This window comes from Micromonospora sp. CA-248212, from assembly GCF_050948405.1.
GTDB lineage: Bacteria > Actinomycetota > Actinomycetes > Mycobacteriales > Micromonosporaceae > Micromonospora.
The window spans coordinates 4112583-4129358 of record NZ_CP192023.1 but is presented as its reverse complement, the minus strand read 5'-3'; the positions used below and the strand labels follow the sequence as shown (position 1 = coordinate 4129358).

Below are 16776 nucleotides of genomic sequence, written 5' to 3'. Positions count from 1 at the left end.
CCTCCTGTCAGGATCTGCCCATGCCGGAGTTCCTCACCCTCGTCGTCGGCGCGACGGCGCTGGTCGCGGCGGCGGTCGCCGGGCTGTACCTCTGGCCGCTGGGGCACCGGAAGCTGCGGCTCGCACCGGCGTCACCGCTCGACTTCGATGCCGCCACCGCTGCCGCGCAGAGCACCACGGCGGCAGAGGCCACGGATCCGCAGGTACGGCCGGAGTCGCGCAGCCGTCTGCTGAGCCACGGCTCGCGTACCGCGCGGGCCGTCCTGCTGCTGCACGGCTACACCATGGCGCCGGAGCAGTACGACGCCCTGGCCGAGGTGTTCTTCGCCCGGGGCTACAACGTGTGGATACCGCGCGCCCCGCACCACGGCACCGTCGACCGGCGGGCCCACCACCGGGTCGGGGCCGGCGAGCTGACGGCGTACGCCCAGCAGGCCGTGACGGTCGCGGCGGGCCTGGGGGACGAGGTGGGCGTGGTCGGCATCTCCGGTGGCGCGGTGCTGGCCACCTGGCTGGCCCAGACCCGGGGAGACGTCGTACGGCGGCTGTTGGTGCTGTCGCCGTTCTTCGGCCCCCGGCAGGCCCCGGCGTTCGCGGTCCGGCCCCTCATCACGCTGTACGGGCGGCGCGTTCTGCGCGACCGGGTCACCGCGCGCGGCTACTCGCTGGCGGCGGTCACACGGTACCTGACGATCGTGCGGTCCCTGCCGCGTACGGCGCGACGGACCGGCCTCGTGAGCGCGGCCGTGGCGATCAGCCCGCTCGACACGGTGGTGGATCCCGCCGCGGCAGTGCGGGTGCCCCGCCGGATCGCCCGGGCGAACGGCATCGACCTGCGGGTGTACGCCCTGCCCGAGTCGCTGGGGGTTCGCCACAACACCCTCGACCTGACCGCGCTCGACGACCGGGCCGCCGACGTGTTGCGGCGCTACGTCGACCTCTACGAGGGCTCTTCGGCGTCGACGACCTCAGCCGCCGTGGGCGGCCAAGGGTTGTGACCCACGCTGGGGTGCGGCGGTGCGCCGCGCGCAAGCAGCGGCACACCGCCTCGACGCGTGGCTACCGCGCGGTGTCGGCAGCGGCGTTGACGACCTGCGGGGCGTAGCCGGCCGGCTTGTCGCCGATGGAGAGACCCGGACTCACCACCCAGGACTGGTACTGCGGGGTGAACATGCCGTACGGCAGCCCGAGGTTCGGGGCGCTGGCCTCGTCGAGCCGGCGACGGGCGTCGGCCGGGATCTCGAAGTCGAGCGCCTCGAAGTTGCTGGCGACCTGCGCGGCGCTGCTCGCGCCGATGATCACCGAGGCGACGGCGGGCTGGGTGGCGACCCAGTTGATCGCGACCTGTGCCATGCTGCGGCCCAGATCGGCGGACACGCTCTCCAGCGCGTCGATGACCTGCCAGTCGCCGGGGCTGATCTCCCGACCCCCGGCGTTGGGAGTGGTCAACCGGCCAGACCCGCTCAGGCCCTCGCCGCTGCGCCGGTACTTGCCGGTGAGCAGGCCGCCGGCGATCGGGCTCCACGCGGTCAGCCCCATGCCCACGGTCTGCGCCATCGACACGAACTCCGCCTCGACGCCGCGGTTGACCAGGGAGTACGGCAGTTGCAGATTGTTCAGCGGGGCCAGGCCGTGCGCCTCGGCGTAGCTCTGCGCGCGGGCCGCGTACCAGGCCGGTACGTCGGAGAGGCCGGCGTACCGGATCTTGCCGGAGCGCACCAGGTCGTCGAGGGTGTGCACGACCTCCTCGACCGGGGTGATCCGGTCCCAGGTGTGCAGCAGGTACAGGTCGATGTAGTCGGTGGCGAGTCGGCCCAGTGACGCCTCGACGGCCCGGATGATGTGCTTGCGGCCGTTGCCGCTCGCGTTCGGGTCGCCCGCGTCGATGGTGTTGGTGAACTTGCTGGTGAGTACGAGTCGATCGCGGACACCGGCCCGGTCGATCAGGCGGCCGAGGATCTTCTCGCTCTCCCCGGCGGTGTAGAAGTCCGCCGTGTCGACGAAATTGCCGCCCGATTCGAAATACTGGCGGAAGATCGGCTCGGACTCCTCCTCGGTCTTGCCGTACGCGGCGTGGAAGCCGTCGACACCGAAGTTCATCGTGCCCAGCGCGAGTCGGCTCACCCGCAGGCCGGACCGTCCGAGCAGGTAGTACTGGTTCATCGTCGCGTCCTCCCGGTCGCTGTGCGGTCCTCGGAGCGGGCCGCGCGTTCACGACCTTGGCTCGCCAGAAATGGACCTGCAAGTCCAAAACCCGAGCTAGGGTGAGGCCATGACTCGCACGTTGACCCGCAAGGGCGAGGCGACCCGGGCGCGGATCGTCGCCGGCGCCGCCGCCGAGATCCGTGAGCGCGGCGTCGACGAGGTACGCCTGGAAGATGTGATGGCCCACACCGGCACCAGCAAGGGTCAGCTCTTCCACTACTTTCCGGACGGCAAGGAGGAGTTGCTGCTCGCGGTGGCCCAGCACGAGGCCGACCAGGTGCTCACCGACCAGGAGCCGATGCTCAGCAATCTGACCTCCTGGCCGGCGTGGCAGGCGTGGCGGGACCGGCTCGTCGAGCGCTACCTCGCGCAGGGCGTGAAGTGCCCGCTCAACGGGCTGCTCGGCCAGACGGGTCGGCGCGCGCCGGGCGCGCAGGCGATCGTGACCGGGCTCATGTGGCGCTGGCAGGACAAGATCACCGAGGGCATCCGGCACATGCAGTCGACCGGAGACATCGCTGCCGAGGTGGACGCCCACCGAACGGCGGCGGCGCTGCTGGCCGGCATCCAGGGCGGCGTCCTGCTGCTGATCAACACCGGAGAGGTCGACCACCTGGAGGCCGCCCTGGACCTCACGCTCGACTCGCTGCGGGCCGGCCGCAGCGGCAACCCGAACCGGGAAGAGGCACCGCAGTGACCGACGACAACCGACCGCCATTGGTCCTGATCCACGGCCTGACCTACGACAAGAGGCAGTGGGACCCGGTGCGGCGCGAGCTGGCGGCGATCGACCCGGACCGGCGGATCCTCGCCCTCGACCTGCCCGGTCACGGCGACGCGCCCCGGCGGGACTCCTACCGGATGTCCGAGGTCGCCGAGGTCGTGCACGCCCGGGTGACCGAGGCGGGTCTCGGCACGCCGATCGTGGTGGGGCACTCGGTGGGCGCGGTCGTCGCCACGACCTACGCGGCGCACTATCCGGTGCGGGGCGTGGTCAACCTGGACCAGATCCTGCTGCCCGGCCCGTTCGGCGCCGCCGTACGCGAGGCCGAGCCGACGCTGCGCGGCCCGCAGTGGCGGCAGGTGTGGGATCGCATGCTGGCCGGTATGGGCATCGAGTCGTTGCCGGCCGAGGCGCGGGCGATCGTCACCACCGCGACCGACCCCCGGCCGGATCTGCTGCTGGGGTACTGGGGCGAGATCCTGCACTCCTCCGACGAGGACATCGCCGCCGCGCGCTCCGGTGACCTGCGGTCGATCGCGGAGCGGGGAGTTCCCTACCGCTGGGTGACCTCGTCCGAGCCGCCGGCTCGTTACCTCGCCTGGCTGACGGGAGTCCTGCCGGAGGTCGAGGTCACCGTGCTGCCCGGCAGCCACTTCCCGCACCTGGCGGAACCGGCGACGATCGCCCGGCTGCTGGTGAGCTGAACGCGGCGGCGGGCCCGAACCGTCAGGTCGGCCGGGGCGTTCCCGGTGGTCGGTCGAGCTGGTCGAGACGGGCGAGATCGCCGTCACCGGCTCGGATCACGGCCGCGGCCAGCGCCGTGGTGTCCGGGTGGACGCCGGCCCGCTGCTCGGCAGCGGCGATCTTGACCGTCTGCGCGAGGTGCGCCCGCAGATGCGTGGCGAGCAGCCGCTGGAAGGCCTTCCCGGTGGCCGACCGGAGCGCGGCCAGCTCGTCGGCGGTGATCATGCCGGGCATGTCGTGACCCTCGTGCGGGTTGGTCGTCGGCGCTCCGGCCTCGCCGAGCAGGTCACGGGAGCGGGCCAGGTCGGCCCGGTTGCCCGCCTGGACCCGCGCGGCCAGCCCGCGCCAGGTCGGGTCGGTGGTGTGGGTGGGCACCAGGTCCAGCACCGGGAGCAACCGTTGCGTCATCGCCGCCGTGAGTTGCAGCCAGGCGATGTCGGTGGGGCTGAACGCGCCGGTCGACGGGGCGGCGACGGCCGGCGTGGAGAGCGGTGGTGCCGCCTCGTCCGTGCTGCTCGACGGTCCACCGGCGCAGCCGGCGGCGAGTACCGCTGTCATGAGCAACGCGACCTGCACGCGCATGCCTCCTCCTTCCGGCGCGGCCTCCCGAGGAGCGGGGGACGACCCGGCAGGACCGGGCCGTCCCCGTCGGGTACGACGATTCAGATCGGTCGGCCGTCGTGTCCACACTTGATGACCGGACGGATGCAGTCCTGGACCCGGCGAGCCATCTCCGCGGTCGGCCAGGCGTTGAAGAAGTCGCCGTGCATCGTGTAGCCCGGCCCGGAGGCGAGCCGGAAGTGCGACGGGTCGCCGTTGACCGGGTACCGCAGCACCTGCCGCAGCTTCGGCACGTGCACCGGGTGGGTGCTCGGGCAGGCCTGGTTCACCGGGTACGCCAGGTGGCTCTTGTGGTCCGCGGAGTCCAGGTCGCGGCCGTTCCAGCACTGCGGGAAGTCCAGGTACGACTCCAGCATTGTGCCGGCCGGGCAGTTGACGAAGTCCTTGGACGGTGGCACCTGACCGGCGTGCAGGCAGGACCAGCGGGCGATGCTGTCGTTCGGGCCGGTGGCCTTCGCGTTGCCGGCGACGAGCCGCAGGCCCTGCGGGATCGGTTGGGTGTTGGCGACGACGTCGGAGCGCACCCCCTCACCGAGGTAGTAGAACGTGGCGATGGCCGGTTCCACCGCGACGTTGTCGCGGTAGAGGGTCGGCACCCAGTACGACGAGACGTCCACCGCCGGGTTGCAGGTGGTGGTGGACTTCACCAGGTCGGGCAGGGTGGTGGTGGCGTTCGTCGCCGTGCTGCCGAAGAAGCTGTGCATGTGCGAGGCCCCCGGCAGTCCGGGGAAGACGATCGGGTCGTCCGGCAGCCGGTGACTGTACGTGCAGTCGGCGGGGAACTCGGCGACCCGGATGACGTTGGCGACCGGGGCGGCGTCGGCCCGGTCGGTGGACGAGACCAGGTACGTGCCGAGGAGGGTCAGCAGGGCGCCGATCGCCACGGTGAGGCGTAGCCGGCGGGGGACGTGGGGTGCGGCCCTGTCCATCTGGTAACTCCTGTCGGGGGACGGGTCAGGGGCAACTCCGATGCCGCCGCCGAAGACAGCGGAGTGTGCCCTGGCCAGACTGGTGGTGGCCCGGTGGGCCGGTGCGAGAGAGCGCTCTCAGCAGTTCAAGCCTCACCCTGATGTCGAAAGTTGTCAATACGTCCCGCAGTTGCTGGAAAAATGACGACGACAGCACACCGGCCGGGCCCGTGGTGAGGGCCCGGCCGGCTGCCGCGCGGTGAACTATCTTCCTAGGATGCCCAAGCGGGTGTGCCCGCCGCCCCGGACGGTGTCAGCGTTCGCGACCGGGAAGCACCGCCAGAGCCTTCGAGCGCTGCGCGACGAGGTCCGCGTAGGTGCCGTCGCGCTCGGCCCAACGGTGCATGTGTACGCCCTTGACGAGGATTTCGCTCGGGGTGGGATTCGCCGAGAGCAGCTGCATGACCTCGGTGGCGAAGTCGTCGAGCGGCAGCGCGCGCGGGTTTACCTTCTCCTGACCGGCTGTCGCGACGGCCGGGGGGACGAGTTCGACGACGTCGACACCGGTGCCGTCGAGTTGCGCGCGCAGTGCCTCGGAGTAGGCGTGCACCCCGGCCTTCGAGGCGGCGTAGCTGGGCATGGGCGGGAACGGCAGGAAGGCGATGCCGGAGGTGACGGTGATGAAGGTGCCCGCACCCCGACCGACCAGATGCGGCGTGAAGGCGTCGATGACCCGGATGGTGCCGACCAGGTTGGTGTCGATCGTCGTCTGCGCCGCCGCGAAGTGCGCAGGGTCGCGAAGGTCTTCCAGGAGCATGGCACCCGACATCGTCACCACCGTGTCCAGCTCGGGGTAGCGGGCGAGCACGGCGTCCCGGGCGGATGCGACAGAGGCGCCGTCGGTGACGTCGATGCCGAACGTGCCGAAACCTTCCGTGGCGAGGTCCGCGAGGGCCTCGGGGTTGCGACCGCCAACGGCCACGGTGCTGCCCGCCGCGGCGAACCGCCGGGCCAACTCCCGCCCGATACCCGAGGTGCCGCCGACCATGAGAACTGTGCGGTTGGAGAGATCCACGAGATCTTCCCTTCGATCCAGAGGGCGCCGACGCGGAAACTCGCGGGCGCAGACGGTGCTGCTCGCTGTCCTTGCCGAACAGGGCGATCACCAGTCTTGACCGAGCCCGGCGGGGGTGGCAGGGCCCCGGTTTTCCCAGGTCCCACCAGGGCCCCTCTGCGGCACCCGCGCCGCACTACCGTGGTGACCATGAGGGAAGAGGAGTCGGGCGGCGGCCACCGGCTGGGCAGCTACCTGCGGGCCCGCCGCGAACTGGTCTCACCGTCGCAGGTAGGGCTGCCGAGCGGCGGCCGGCGCCGCGTACCCGGCCTACGCCGAGAGGAAGTCGCCCTGCTCGCCGGGATCAGCCCCGACTACTACCTGCGGCTGGAACGGGGGCGGGACAGGAACCCCTCACCGCAGGTTCTCGAATCGCTCGCGCGCGTCCTGCAGCTCGATGACATCGAGCGGATGTACCTGCTCGACCTCGCGGCGGCGCGCCCCCGGGCGCCGCGCCGCAAGCGGTCCGAGCAGGTACCGGCGCGCGTGTACGAGCTGCTTGCCCACCTTCAGGTCCCCGCGTTCGTCGAAGGACGCGCCTTCGACGTGCTGGCCTCCAACCCGATGGCCGTGGCGTTCTCCCCGCGCCTGCGGCCCGGTGAGAACCGGTTGCGGTCGCTCCTGCTCGATCCCGAGGAACGAGCCTTCCACCAGGACTGGACGAAGGCCACCGCCAACTTCATCGCCACCCTCCGCACCACCATCGGGGACGACATCGACAACCCCCGGTTCGTCGAGCTGGTGGGCGAACTCGCGCTGTCCAGTCAGCGGTTCCGCACCCTGTGGGCCCGCCACGACGTCCGCAATCTCGACGGAGGCACGACGACGGTGCACCACCCCGTCGTCGGTGACCTACGCCTGCACCGGGACAAGCTCCCCATCGAGGACGTCATCCTCGTCGTCTACTACCCCGACAAGGACAGCGACAGCGACGAGAAGCTGCGACTCCTCGCCGCACTCGCCCACACCGGGAGCGCCGACGACCAGACACGGGTGGGGCGGCCCGACGCGTCGTCGGACCGCCCCACCCGTTGACGGAGTCGATCAGAAACCGAGTACGCCCCGCCCGCCCACCACGGGCAGCCGCAGCTCGCTGTCGTTCGGGGCGACCCGCAGCTCGGTGCCGCCCAACGGCAACAGCGTGTACTCCTGATCGCTGGAGAAGACGACCACGCCGATCCGGTGGCCCGCCGGGAAGACGTAGTCCTTCGGCTCCATGGTCCACCGGTAGTCGTACAGCTTGCCCTGCTTGACCGGCGCGGTGCGCGCGGCGCTGACGCGGTTCTGCGGGTCCATCCAGCCGCGCGTCACCACGACGGGCGTGGCGGTCGACCCGGCCGGGCCGTAGTCGACCAGGTAGGCCGTGAGGTTGGCGTCCGGCTTGTTGTCGATAGCCATCCGCAGCCGCATCTCGGGGCGGCCGGAGATGCGCACGCTCTGCGCGAGCGTGGGGGAGCGGTAGGCGAGTCGGTTGGCGCTGGCCGTGTCCGGGTCGGCGACCAGGGTGTCCGGGTGGATCGTCCGTCCCTCGTCGACGAAGCTCTGCTCGATGCGGGCCTTCGGCGGCTTGGCAGTGGTGAGCGTGCCCGGGGCGGTGGCGTCGGTGGCGGCGAACCGCAGCCCGACCTCGCGTGCGGCCGGGTCGGGCCAGTTGGCGTACGTGGTGTAAACCCGGTCCTCGCGCTGGAGCACCGCCGTCGGTTCGTCCATGATGCCGTTGCGCACGTTCCACAGCCAGTAGTCGAACCAGCGGTTCTCGGTCTGCTTGTACGTCCAGGTCTGCCCGCTGGGCAGGGTCACCGAGGCGCTGCTGCCCGGCCCGCCGTGCCCGCCCTGGTGCAGCCAGATCTTGCGCGGTACGTGGCGCTTGGCCAGCTCGTCCCACCAGCCGGCGAAGTGCTCGGTCTTGACGTTCCAGTCGTTGAGGCCGTGCACGACGAAGACGCTGGCCTGAACGTTGCGGGCGTCGAGGTAGTCGCGGTCGCGCCAGAACTTCGAGTAGTCGCCGGTGACCCGGTCCTGCTCCTCGGTGATCTGCGCCAGCTCGTCGGCGCACTGCCCCTCGGCGCGTGCCTGCCCGGCCGTGTACTGGGCCAGGATGTCGAGGTCCTCGCCCTGGAACGTGCCGGGCGCGACCACCAGACCGTTGGCCCGGTAGTAGTCGTACCAGCTGCTGATCGCCGAGACCGGCACGATGGTCTTCAGGCCTTTGACCCCGGTGGTGGCCACCTGGTTGGGCAACGTCCCGTTGTAGGAGACGCCGGTCATGCCGACCGCGCCGGTGGTCCAGCCGGCGGTGACCGGGGCGCCGTTGGCGTCGTACCCCTTGGCCCGCCCGTTGAGCCAGTCGATGACGGCCTTGGTGCCGAGCGTCTCGGCCTGGTCACCGCTGGTCGGGCAGCCGTCCGAGTCACCGGTGCCGACGCTCTGGCCGAGCACCACCGCGTACCCGCGCGGCACGTAGTAGTCGTCCAGCGAGCCGGGCAGGTTGGCCTTGGCCTGGGCGCGCTGCGTGCCGGCGTCGAGCGCACGCCGGCCGGAGCGGTCGGTCAGGCCGTTCTGCGGCAGGTCGTCGACGAGCACGCTCGGGTACGGCACGTCGCCCCAGGTGCCCTTGCGGTAGGGGCTGTGCTCGAAGATGACCGGCACCTTGAAGCCCTCGGTGGCGGTCTCCCGCGGCCGGGAGATGTCGATCGCCACCCGGTCGGGACGACCGTCGTGGTCGGTGTCCACCGGGGTCTGGACGTACACCCGCTCCTCGATGGCGTCGGCGAGCGAGAACACCGGTTGGGTCATGCCGTCGGCCACGACGATGCCGGTGGGCGCGGACGCCGTGGGGCGGGCGGCTGCGGGTGTCGGTGTCGCGCTCAGGACCAGTGCGCCGGACACGCCGACGCTCAGAAGTGCCAGATGACGGGGTCGACGCACGCGCGTCTCCCTTCGGTCGGGCTGGTTGCCGGGTCTCGGCAGGGGCCAGTCGCGAAGATCCATTCGTCGCCATGCTAGGTGCGGGTGGACGTCGGCGTCGATCCCTTCGGGTGGCCGACTCCGGCCGTTCTCCCGATCGGGGTCGGCGGCGGTAACCGAATCGACATCGAACCAGGTGGGCCGTCGACACATGACAGGCAACGTTGTCTCGGTGGACGAAAAAACCGTCTTCGCGACCTCCCGAAGATCCGTCGCGCAGCCCTATGATCTTGCGGGAAGTCGTCCGAAGAGGCGCTTTCGTCCACATTAGACGAGGAGCAAAATGCTCAGGAGAACCCGGTTGCTGATGGCGGTCGCCGTCACAGCCACGACGCTGACCGCCCTACCGGGCGGCTCGGCCACAGCCGGCGGCATCGAACGGTCCGGCGCACCCGCCGCCTCGACCGACGGCAAGACGCACACCGTCACCCTGCTGACCGGCGACGTGGTGACCGTCCTCAGCACCGGCTCGGGCTGCCCGCAGGTCACGATCCGGCCGGTCGACGAGAACGCGGTGATCGACCAGAGCTGCGGCCCCGACGGGCATCTGCACGTCGTCCCCGCCCGCGTCGCGTCCCAGATCGGCTCGGTCCTCGACCCCGACCTGTTCGACGTCACCGCCCTGATCGCCGACGGGTACGACGACGAGAGCACCACCCAGCTGCCGGTCATCGTGCAGCCCGCCACCGCCTCCGCCCGGGTGGCCGCGCTCGCCGACGTGCAGACGCTCTCCAGCATCGGCGCCGTGGCCGGCCACGTACCCAAGAAGAGCCCGGCCACCGCGAAGCTCGCCACCAACTCGCTGCTGGCCGGCGCGAAGAAGGTCTGGTTGGACCGCAAGGTCCGCGCCACCGCCCTGCCCGCCGCCGCGAAGCCCGCCGGCCTGGACCGCAACCTGACCCAGATCGACGCGCCCGACGCCTGGAAGGCCGGCTACACCGGCAAGGGCGCCCGGGTCGCGGTGCTCGACACCGGCGCCGACTTCAGCCACCCGGACCTGGCCGGGCGGGTCGTCGAGCGGGCCGACTTCACCGCCGAGGGCGGTGACGCCGTCGACCACAACGGCCACGGTACGCACGTCGCCTCGACCATCGCCGGCACCGGCGCAGCCTCGCACGGTCAGCGTCGTGGCGTCGCGCCGGATGCCCAGCTCGTGATCGGCAAGGTGCTCGACGACCACGGCTCCGGCGAGGACTCCGGCATTATCCTCGGCATGGAGTGGGCGGCCACCCGGGCCGACGTCATCAACATGAGCCTCGGCGGCAGCCAGGCCGACGACGGCAGCGACCCGCTCTCGCTCGCCGTCGACGCCCTGAGCCGGCAGACCGGCACGCTGTTCGTCATCGCGGCCGGCAACAGCGGCGCGCAGATCTCCTCGCCCGGGTCGGCCGCCACCGCGCTCACCGTCGGGGCCGTCGACCGCGACGACAAGCTCGCCGACTTCTCCAGCCGGGGACCGCTGATCAACAACCACGCGGCCAAGCCGGAGCTGGTCGCGCCGGGCGTCGACATCGTCGCGGCCCGTGCCGCCGGCACCAACCTGCAGGACCCGATCGACAGGTACTACGAGTCGCTCAGCGGCACCTCGATGGCGACGCCGCACGTCGCCGGCGCCGCCGCGCTGCTCGCCCAGCGGCACCCCGACTGGACCGGCGAGAAGATCAAGGCCGCCCTGGTCGGCGCGTCCGACCCGCTGACCGGCATCGACCCGTACGCCATCGGAGCCGGCCGCCTCAACGCGGCCCGTGCCCTCGGCGGCCCGACCAGCGACCAGCCGGTGATCAACCTCGGCACGTTCGCGTACCCGCAGGCCGGGACCAGCGAGACGAAGCTGAGCTGGACCGGCGGGTCCACCCCGGCCACGACGGTCCTCGACCTCGACGTGTCGATCGTCAACCACGACGGCCAGAGCGTGCCGCGCGGCGCGGCGTCGCTGTCGACGAGCCGGGTGACCCTCAAGCGGGGCGCGACGGGGGCGGCGACGCTGCGGATCAACCGCGCGGCGCTGGCCAGCCGGCCGGGCCTCTACCTGGCCACCGTCACCGCCCGCACCGGCCGCAACGTGGTCGCCTCCACTCCGGTGAGCTTCTACGTCGAGCAGCCCAGCTACGACCTGACGATCCACACCAAGCCGATGCCCGGCCTGCGCGAGGGCGCGGACGCCTGGATCAACCTCATGGTCGCCAACCTCACCGACCCGCTGCTGTTCTACGGCGGAGCCGGTGGCACTCCGGGGGACACGTTCACCCTGCGGGTGCCGGCCGGACGGTACTCGGTGCTCGGCGCGTCGATCGCCTACTACGTCGACAGCGACGTGCAGGAGAGCACCCTCACCGCCGCAGGTGACCTGGACATGCGCGCCGACCGGAGCGTGACCCTCGACCCGGCGCAGGCCCGGCCGGTCACGGCGACCGTCGACGGGGCGGCCACCCGGACCACCCGGACCGACCTCACCACCTTCCAGACCGCGGTGAACGGCCTGCCGTGGTGGCACCAGATCAGCGGGTTCGGTGTGGCGACGGCGATCCGCAGCGTGGCGGTCCCGAAGCCCACCATCGGATCGCGGCGCACCTGGGCGGCGGTCAACATGGACTCGCCGGCCGGTACCGCGAAGCCGTACCGCTACAACATCGTGCACGAGTACACCGCCGGCGTGCCCGCCGACCCGTCGTTCCGGGTGACCAGGGCGGAGCAGGCCCGGCTGGCCCGCATCGACGAGCGGTTCCACCAGACCGACTCACCGGAGATGTACACCACGTTCGTCCGCTTCGGTGAGACTGTCGACGGGGTGCCGGTGACCCAGACCTTCGAGGGCGTCATGCCGCCGAACCGGACGTCGTACCTGTCACCGGAGATCGTCTGGGCCGACCAGGGTGTCTACGGCGGACTGGGGGCCATGGAGGCGCCGCGCCAGTACCGGCCGGGCAGCCAGCAGTCCAAGGTCTGGGCGCGGCAGCCGCTGCACTCCGACTGGTACGACGACCCGGCCGGTGACGGCTGGAGCTGCGCCAGCCCGCCGTCGCGGACCCAGGGCAACCTGCACCTGGACATGGTGACGCTGACCGACCAGCACCAGCGCGCCGACTGCCTGCAGGGTGAGGCGATCGGGGTGAAGCGCACGCTGTCGCTGTATCGCAACGGCAAGCTGGTCGAGCAGAGCGACCGGCCGATCGCCGACTTCACGGTGCCGCAGTCGATGGCCGACTACCGGCTGACCTTCGACGTCGACACCAGCCTCATCCTGCCGATCTCCACCAAGGTCAACACGTCCTGGACGTTCCGGTCCGCCGGGCCGGTCGGGACCGGCCGCGTGCCGTTGCCGCTGCTCGCGGTCGACTACGCGCTGCCGATGGACCACGACAACCACACCGTCGGCGGTCCGGCGGAACTGACCGTCCGGCAGGCGTACGGCGTCAAGGCGCAGAAGGTGACGTCGATGCAGGTGTGGACGTCGACTGACGACGGCGTCACCTGGAAGTCGGCCCGGGTCACCGGAAGCGGTGACAACTACCGGTTCGACCTGCCGAAGGTCGCCTCCGGGCAGGCCGTCTCGCTGCGGGTGAAGGCCGCCGGCAACGGCGGTAGCGGCATCGAGCAGACCGTCATCCGGGCGTACCACGCCGGCTGACGGGTGACGTGGTGTCGGCTCGGCTACGGCCGGGCCGACACCACCGCCGTCACTGACCCTCCCAGACCGCCTTCGCGCCGGAGTCGCCGGTACGGACCACGTAGTACACGGCGACGGCGGCGGCCACCACCGACAGCACCTGCAACGCCACGGTCACCGCCCGGTTGGCGGGTACGCCCTCGACGGCGCGCGGCGGGACGAAGCGGACCAGGGCCAGCGCCACGATTCCCAGCGCGATCGTCGCGTACAGGGTCATGTCCCCGAAATCCTGGTGCGCCTCCAGCTTCGGGACGAACTCCGGCGTCACCCGGTTCGCCGAGCGCAACCGCTCGAAGAAGGCGTCCCCGGTGAGCTTCGCCAGCAGCGCGCAGATGGGCGCGCCCACCGCGAGCAGCGCCAGCACCCAGCGCGTGTGCGGCCGGATCGGCGCGACGAGCGCGTAGCCGATCGCGAGGAGCGCCAGCAGCGGCACGAACACGACCGCGGCGTGCAGCACGAGCGGGTGGGCGGGGATGCCCTGGAACTCTTCGAACATTCGGCGACTCCTCCGGCCATGGCGGATCTCGATGATCCGCGGCATGGAGGCTATCGGTACCGATCGGGCGTGCCCAGAGTCGCGTACGCGGAGCCACCACTCAGCTCCGTGAGCGCGGCAGGCAGTCCTTCTTGTACTTCAGGCCCGATCCGCACCAGCAGGCGTCGTTGCGCTCGGGTGGCCAGGGCACGCGGGCGGCGGGCCGCGCCGACACCTCGGCCGCGTAGCCGGCCCGGATCGCCGCGTCGGTCGGGTCGCCGTCGCGTCCACGGGCGAACGCGTCCAGGCCGGCCACCGTCGCCCGGTACACGCCCAGCCCGGTCCGGCCGGCGCCGGTCAGCCGTACCAACTCCTTCTCCAGTCGGGCCCGGTGCGCGTCCCAGTCCGGCCCGTACACGTCGGTCAGCTCGGGGTGGGCGGCGAGCAGCTCGTCGAACTCGTCGCGGGGCCAGAGCAGCAGATCCGACGCGCCGCCCTGGCGTTCCGAGACCTGGCGGACGAGCTGGTTCTCCAGCCGGTCGGCCAGATCGTCCTGCCGGTCGTGCGTCAGGTTGAGGTTGCGGCGTACCCGGTGGCGCTGTTGCAGCAGCAGGAACAGCACACCGGGGGCGTCCGGCGGACCGACCTCCGGGTCCGCCGTGGTGTCGCGCTCGGCGAGCAGTGTGCCGACCGCCTCGCTCAGCCACGTCTCGGCGGTCGACGACCGACCGGCCGCGTCCAGCGCCGCGCTCAGGTAGGCCGGCACGTCGGGCTGCGTGAGCAGCAACGGACGCAGCGCGGTCAGCTCGGCCATCGCCTCGTCGTCCCGGCCGCCGGCCTGGAACATCACCCGGGCCCGCAGCGCGCGGGCCACGCCCGCCCGGGGGTCGTCGACCGAGGGGTACGCCGCCAGCGCCTGATCCGCGTACCGCAGGGCCGCGTCGGTCCGGGCCCGGATCCGGGCGATCTCGGCGGCGAGCGTCAGGGCGTCCCCGGCATCGTCCGGATCCTCCAACCGGCCCTGCTCGACTGCCTCGGCGAGGTCGGCCGCGACACCGAGCGGGTCGGCCGCACCGAGCGCCGAGCGGCGCAGTTCGGCGAGGTCAGCCTTGGTGAGTACGTCTCTCGTCGGCACGATCTCACGGTACGTCGGAGGGCTCCCGTCCGGTCCAATTATGGTCATCTGCCGTCAACCCGCCCCCGATACCGTCCGGTCGCCAGTTTCTCGACCAGAGCACACAAAGGCGGAGTTATGGGCACGGTGGATCGGCGTACGTTCCTCAAGGCGATGGGAGTTCCCGCGATCGGCGCGGCGCTCCCGCTGGACCTCAGCAAGGCGCTCGCCATCCCGGCGAAGAACCGGACCGGCTCGATCGAGGACGTCGAGCACGTGATCATCCTGATGCAGGAGAACCGGTCCTTCGACCACTACTTCGGCACCATGCGCGGTGTGCGTGGCTTCGGCGACCCGCATCCGGTGACCCTGCCGTCGGGCAAGGACGTGTGGCACCAGCCCGACGGCGCCGACGAGCTGCTGCCGTTCCGCCCCGAGGTGAAGGACCTCGGCCAGACCTTCCTGCCGGACCCGCCGCACGGCTGGAACGACGGGCACGCCGCCTGGAACGACGGCCGGTTCGACGGGTGGGTGCCGAACAAGGGCGTCACGTCGATGACGTACCACACCCGGCAGGACCTGCCCTACCACTACGCGCTCGCGGACGCGTTCACCGTCTGCGACAGCTACCACTGCTCGCTGATCGGGCCGACCGACCCGAACCGCTACCACATGTGGAGTGGCTGGGTCGGCAACGACGGCAAGGGCGGCGGCCCGGTCATCACCAACGCCGAGGCCGGCTACGACTGGTCGACGTACCCGGAGCGGCTGGAGCGCAACGGCATCTCCTGGAAGATCTACCAGGACGTCGGCACCGGGCTCAACGCCGCCGGCTCCTGGGGGTGGACGAACGACCCGTACATCGGCAACTACGGCGACAACTCGCTGCTCTACTTCCACCAGTACCAGAACGCGCAGCCCGGCACGCCGCTGGCGGACCGCGCGAAGACCGGCACCGAGATCCGTACCCAGGGCCGCGACCCCGAGGCGCTGCTGGCCGACTTCCGGGCCGACGTCGAGGCGGGACGCCTGCCGCAGGTCTCCTGGATCACCGCGCCCGAGGCGTACACCGAGCACCCGAACTGGGAACCGGCCTACGGCTCCTGGTACGTCTCGCAGGTCATCGACATCCTCGCCTCGCACCCCGAGGTGTGGAGCAAGATGGCGCTCTTCATCACGTACGACGAGGAGGGCGGCTTCTTCGACCACGTGGTCCCGCCGACACCTCCGCAGACGCGCGAGCACGGGCAGTCGACCGTGCCGACCACCAACGAGATCTTCCCCGGCGACGCCGACCACCCGGCGGGCCCCTACGGCCTCGGCATCCGCGTACCCATGATCATCGTGTCGCCGTGGACCCGGGGCGGCTATGTCAACTCGCAGGTCTTCGACCACACCTCGCTGATCAAGTTCCTGGAGACGCGGTTCGGGCACGGCCGGCCGGACCTGGTCGAGAAGAACATCACCCCGTGGCGGCGTGCCGTCGTCGGTGACCTGACCACGGCCTTCGACTTCCGGCACCCGAACCGCTCGCGCGACGTGAAGCTGCCGGACACCGATGACTTCAAGCCCGCCGACCTGGTCCGGCACCCCGACGAAGTGCCGGTGCCGCCGGCCGAGGGGCGGCTACCCAAGCAGGAGCGCGGCGTGCGCCCGGCGCGGGCGATCCCGTACGCCCTGCACGCCGACGGACGGCGGGGCGACGGCGAGTTCCGGATCGAGTTCCGCAACACCGGCGGCGCGGGAGCGGTCTTCCAGGTCCGTCAGGCCGGCAGCACGGCCGTGCCGCGCAGCTACACGGTCGAGCCGGGCAAGCGCCTGGCCGACACCTGGCAGGTCTCCTCCGGGTACGACCTGTCGGTGCACGGACCGAACGGCTTCTTCCGTCGGTTCGCCGCCGGTCGCTCGGATCTCGACATCACGCCCGCCTTCGACGAGCGGGGCGACAAGATCGAGCTCACGCTCACCAACCGTGGGCCGAAGCGGGTCGAGGTGACCGTTCGGGACGGGTACCACTCGCGGGCGGTCACGCTGTCGCTGCGCCCCGGTCACACCGAGCGCGCCACCTGGCAGCTGGCCCGCACGCACGGCTGGTACGACCTGACGGTCGCCGTCGCGGGTGACCCCGACTTCACGTACCGCTGCGCGGGCCACATCGAGAACGGCAAGGACAGCATCAGCGACCCGGCCCTGGGCGGGCTCGTCTAGCTGGTGTCGGCGTTACCCGGGCCGTTCTC

Annotated in this window: 13 protein-coding genes; 6 read left to right on the top strand and 7 right to left on the bottom strand. The window is 71.4% G+C overall.

The window, feature by feature from the left end:
* The first annotated feature begins 20 nt into the window (after positions 1 to 20).
* Positions 21 to 998: an alpha/beta hydrolase gene (locus ACQP03_RS19725; protein ID WP_357133036.1), complete on the top strand. Its 978-nt coding sequence runs from the start codon at positions 21 to 23 to the stop codon at positions 996 to 998.
* A gap of 61 nt (positions 999 to 1059) precedes the next feature.
* Here ACQP03_RS19725 and ACQP03_RS19720 read toward each other — a convergent pair whose 3' ends face one another.
* Positions 1060 to 2163, bottom strand: a complete 1104-nt coding sequence (locus tag ACQP03_RS19720) for an aldo/keto reductase (protein WP_433457872.1) — start codon at positions 2161 to 2163, stop codon at positions 1060 to 1062.
* A gap of 109 nt (positions 2164 to 2272) precedes the next feature.
* Here ACQP03_RS19720 and ACQP03_RS19715 point away from each other — a divergent pair, with 109 nt between their 5' ends.
* The gene (locus ACQP03_RS19715) at positions 2273 to 2902 is read left to right on the top strand and encodes a TetR/AcrR family transcriptional regulator (protein ID WP_433457870.1); all 630 of its coding nucleotides are present in this window, start codon (positions 2273 to 2275) and stop codon (positions 2900 to 2902) included.
* On the top strand, positions 2899 to 3633 hold the full coding sequence (locus tag ACQP03_RS19710) for an alpha/beta fold hydrolase (protein WP_363660704.1): 735 nt from the start codon (positions 2899 to 2901) through the stop codon (positions 3631 to 3633). The genes ACQP03_RS19715 and ACQP03_RS19710 overlap by 4 nt, the downstream gene beginning before the upstream one ends.
* 22 nt (positions 3634 to 3655) lie before the next feature.
* Here ACQP03_RS19710 and ACQP03_RS19705 read toward each other — a convergent pair whose 3' ends face one another.
* The 3 genes from ACQP03_RS19705 to ACQP03_RS19695 all read right to left on the bottom strand — a co-directional run bounded on the left by ACQP03_RS19705 (position 3656) and on the right by ACQP03_RS19695 (position 6277).
* Positions 3656 to 4255 (bottom strand): DUF305 domain-containing protein, encoded by a 600-nt coding sequence (locus ACQP03_RS19705; protein ID WP_357133042.1) that lies wholly within the window; start codon positions 4253 to 4255, stop codon positions 3656 to 3658.
* Between the two features lie 80 nt (positions 4256 to 4335).
* Positions 4336 to 5223: a DUF1996 domain-containing protein gene (locus ACQP03_RS19700; RefSeq protein ID WP_363660705.1), complete on the bottom strand. Its 888-nt coding sequence runs from the start codon at positions 5221 to 5223 to the stop codon at positions 4336 to 4338.
* 292 nt (positions 5224 to 5515) lie between these two features.
* A complete protein-coding gene (locus ACQP03_RS19695; RefSeq protein ID WP_363660706.1) occupies positions 5516 to 6277 on the bottom strand; it encodes an SDR family oxidoreductase in 762 nt (253 codons plus the stop codon).
* A 189-nt stretch (positions 6278 to 6466) separates the two neighbouring features.
* On the opposite strand from ACQP03_RS19695, the gene ACQP03_RS19690 reads away from it, so the two are divergent.
* A complete protein-coding gene (locus ACQP03_RS19690) occupies positions 6467 to 7351 on the top strand; it encodes a helix-turn-helix domain-containing protein (RefSeq protein WP_357392658.1) in 885 nt (294 codons plus the stop codon).
* Positions 7352 to 7360: 9 nt separating this feature from the next.
* Here the strand turns inward: ACQP03_RS19690 and ACQP03_RS19685 are convergent, their stop codons facing one another.
* On the bottom strand, positions 7361 to 9244 hold the full coding sequence (locus ACQP03_RS19685) for a Xaa-Pro dipeptidyl-peptidase (protein WP_357133050.1): 1884 nt from the start codon (positions 9242 to 9244) through the stop codon (positions 7361 to 7363).
* Between the two features lie 322 nt (positions 9245 to 9566).
* Here ACQP03_RS19685 and ACQP03_RS19680 point away from each other — a divergent pair, with 322 nt between their 5' ends.
* Complete coding sequence (locus ACQP03_RS19680; RefSeq protein WP_433457866.1) at positions 9567 to 12911, top strand: S8 family peptidase; 3345 nt, start codon at positions 9567 to 9569, stop codon at positions 12909 to 12911.
* A gap of 49 nt (positions 12912 to 12960) precedes the next feature.
* Here the strand turns inward: ACQP03_RS19680 and ACQP03_RS19675 are convergent, their stop codons facing one another.
* Together ACQP03_RS19675 and ACQP03_RS19670 are read right to left on the bottom strand one after the other, a co-directional pair.
* Positions 12961 to 13446 carry a DUF2231 domain-containing protein gene (locus ACQP03_RS19675; RefSeq protein WP_357133054.1) on the bottom strand — a complete coding sequence of 162 codons (486 nt, stop codon included), beginning with the start codon at positions 13444 to 13446 and terminating at the stop codon, positions 12961 to 12963.
* Between the two features lie 100 nt (positions 13447 to 13546).
* The gene (locus ACQP03_RS19670; protein WP_357133056.1) at positions 13547 to 14560 is read right to left on the bottom strand and encodes an SEC-C domain-containing protein; all 1014 of its coding nucleotides are present in this window, start codon (positions 14558 to 14560) and stop codon (positions 13547 to 13549) included.
* Between the two features lie 117 nt (positions 14561 to 14677).
* On the opposite strand from ACQP03_RS19670, the gene ACQP03_RS19665 reads away from it, so the two are divergent.
* Positions 14678 to 16747 carry a phosphocholine-specific phospholipase C gene (locus tag ACQP03_RS19665; protein ID WP_433457863.1) on the top strand — a complete coding sequence of 690 codons (2070 nt, stop codon included), beginning with the start codon at positions 14678 to 14680 and terminating at the stop codon, positions 16745 to 16747.
* The last annotated feature ends 29 nt before the right edge of the window (positions 16748 to 16776 follow it).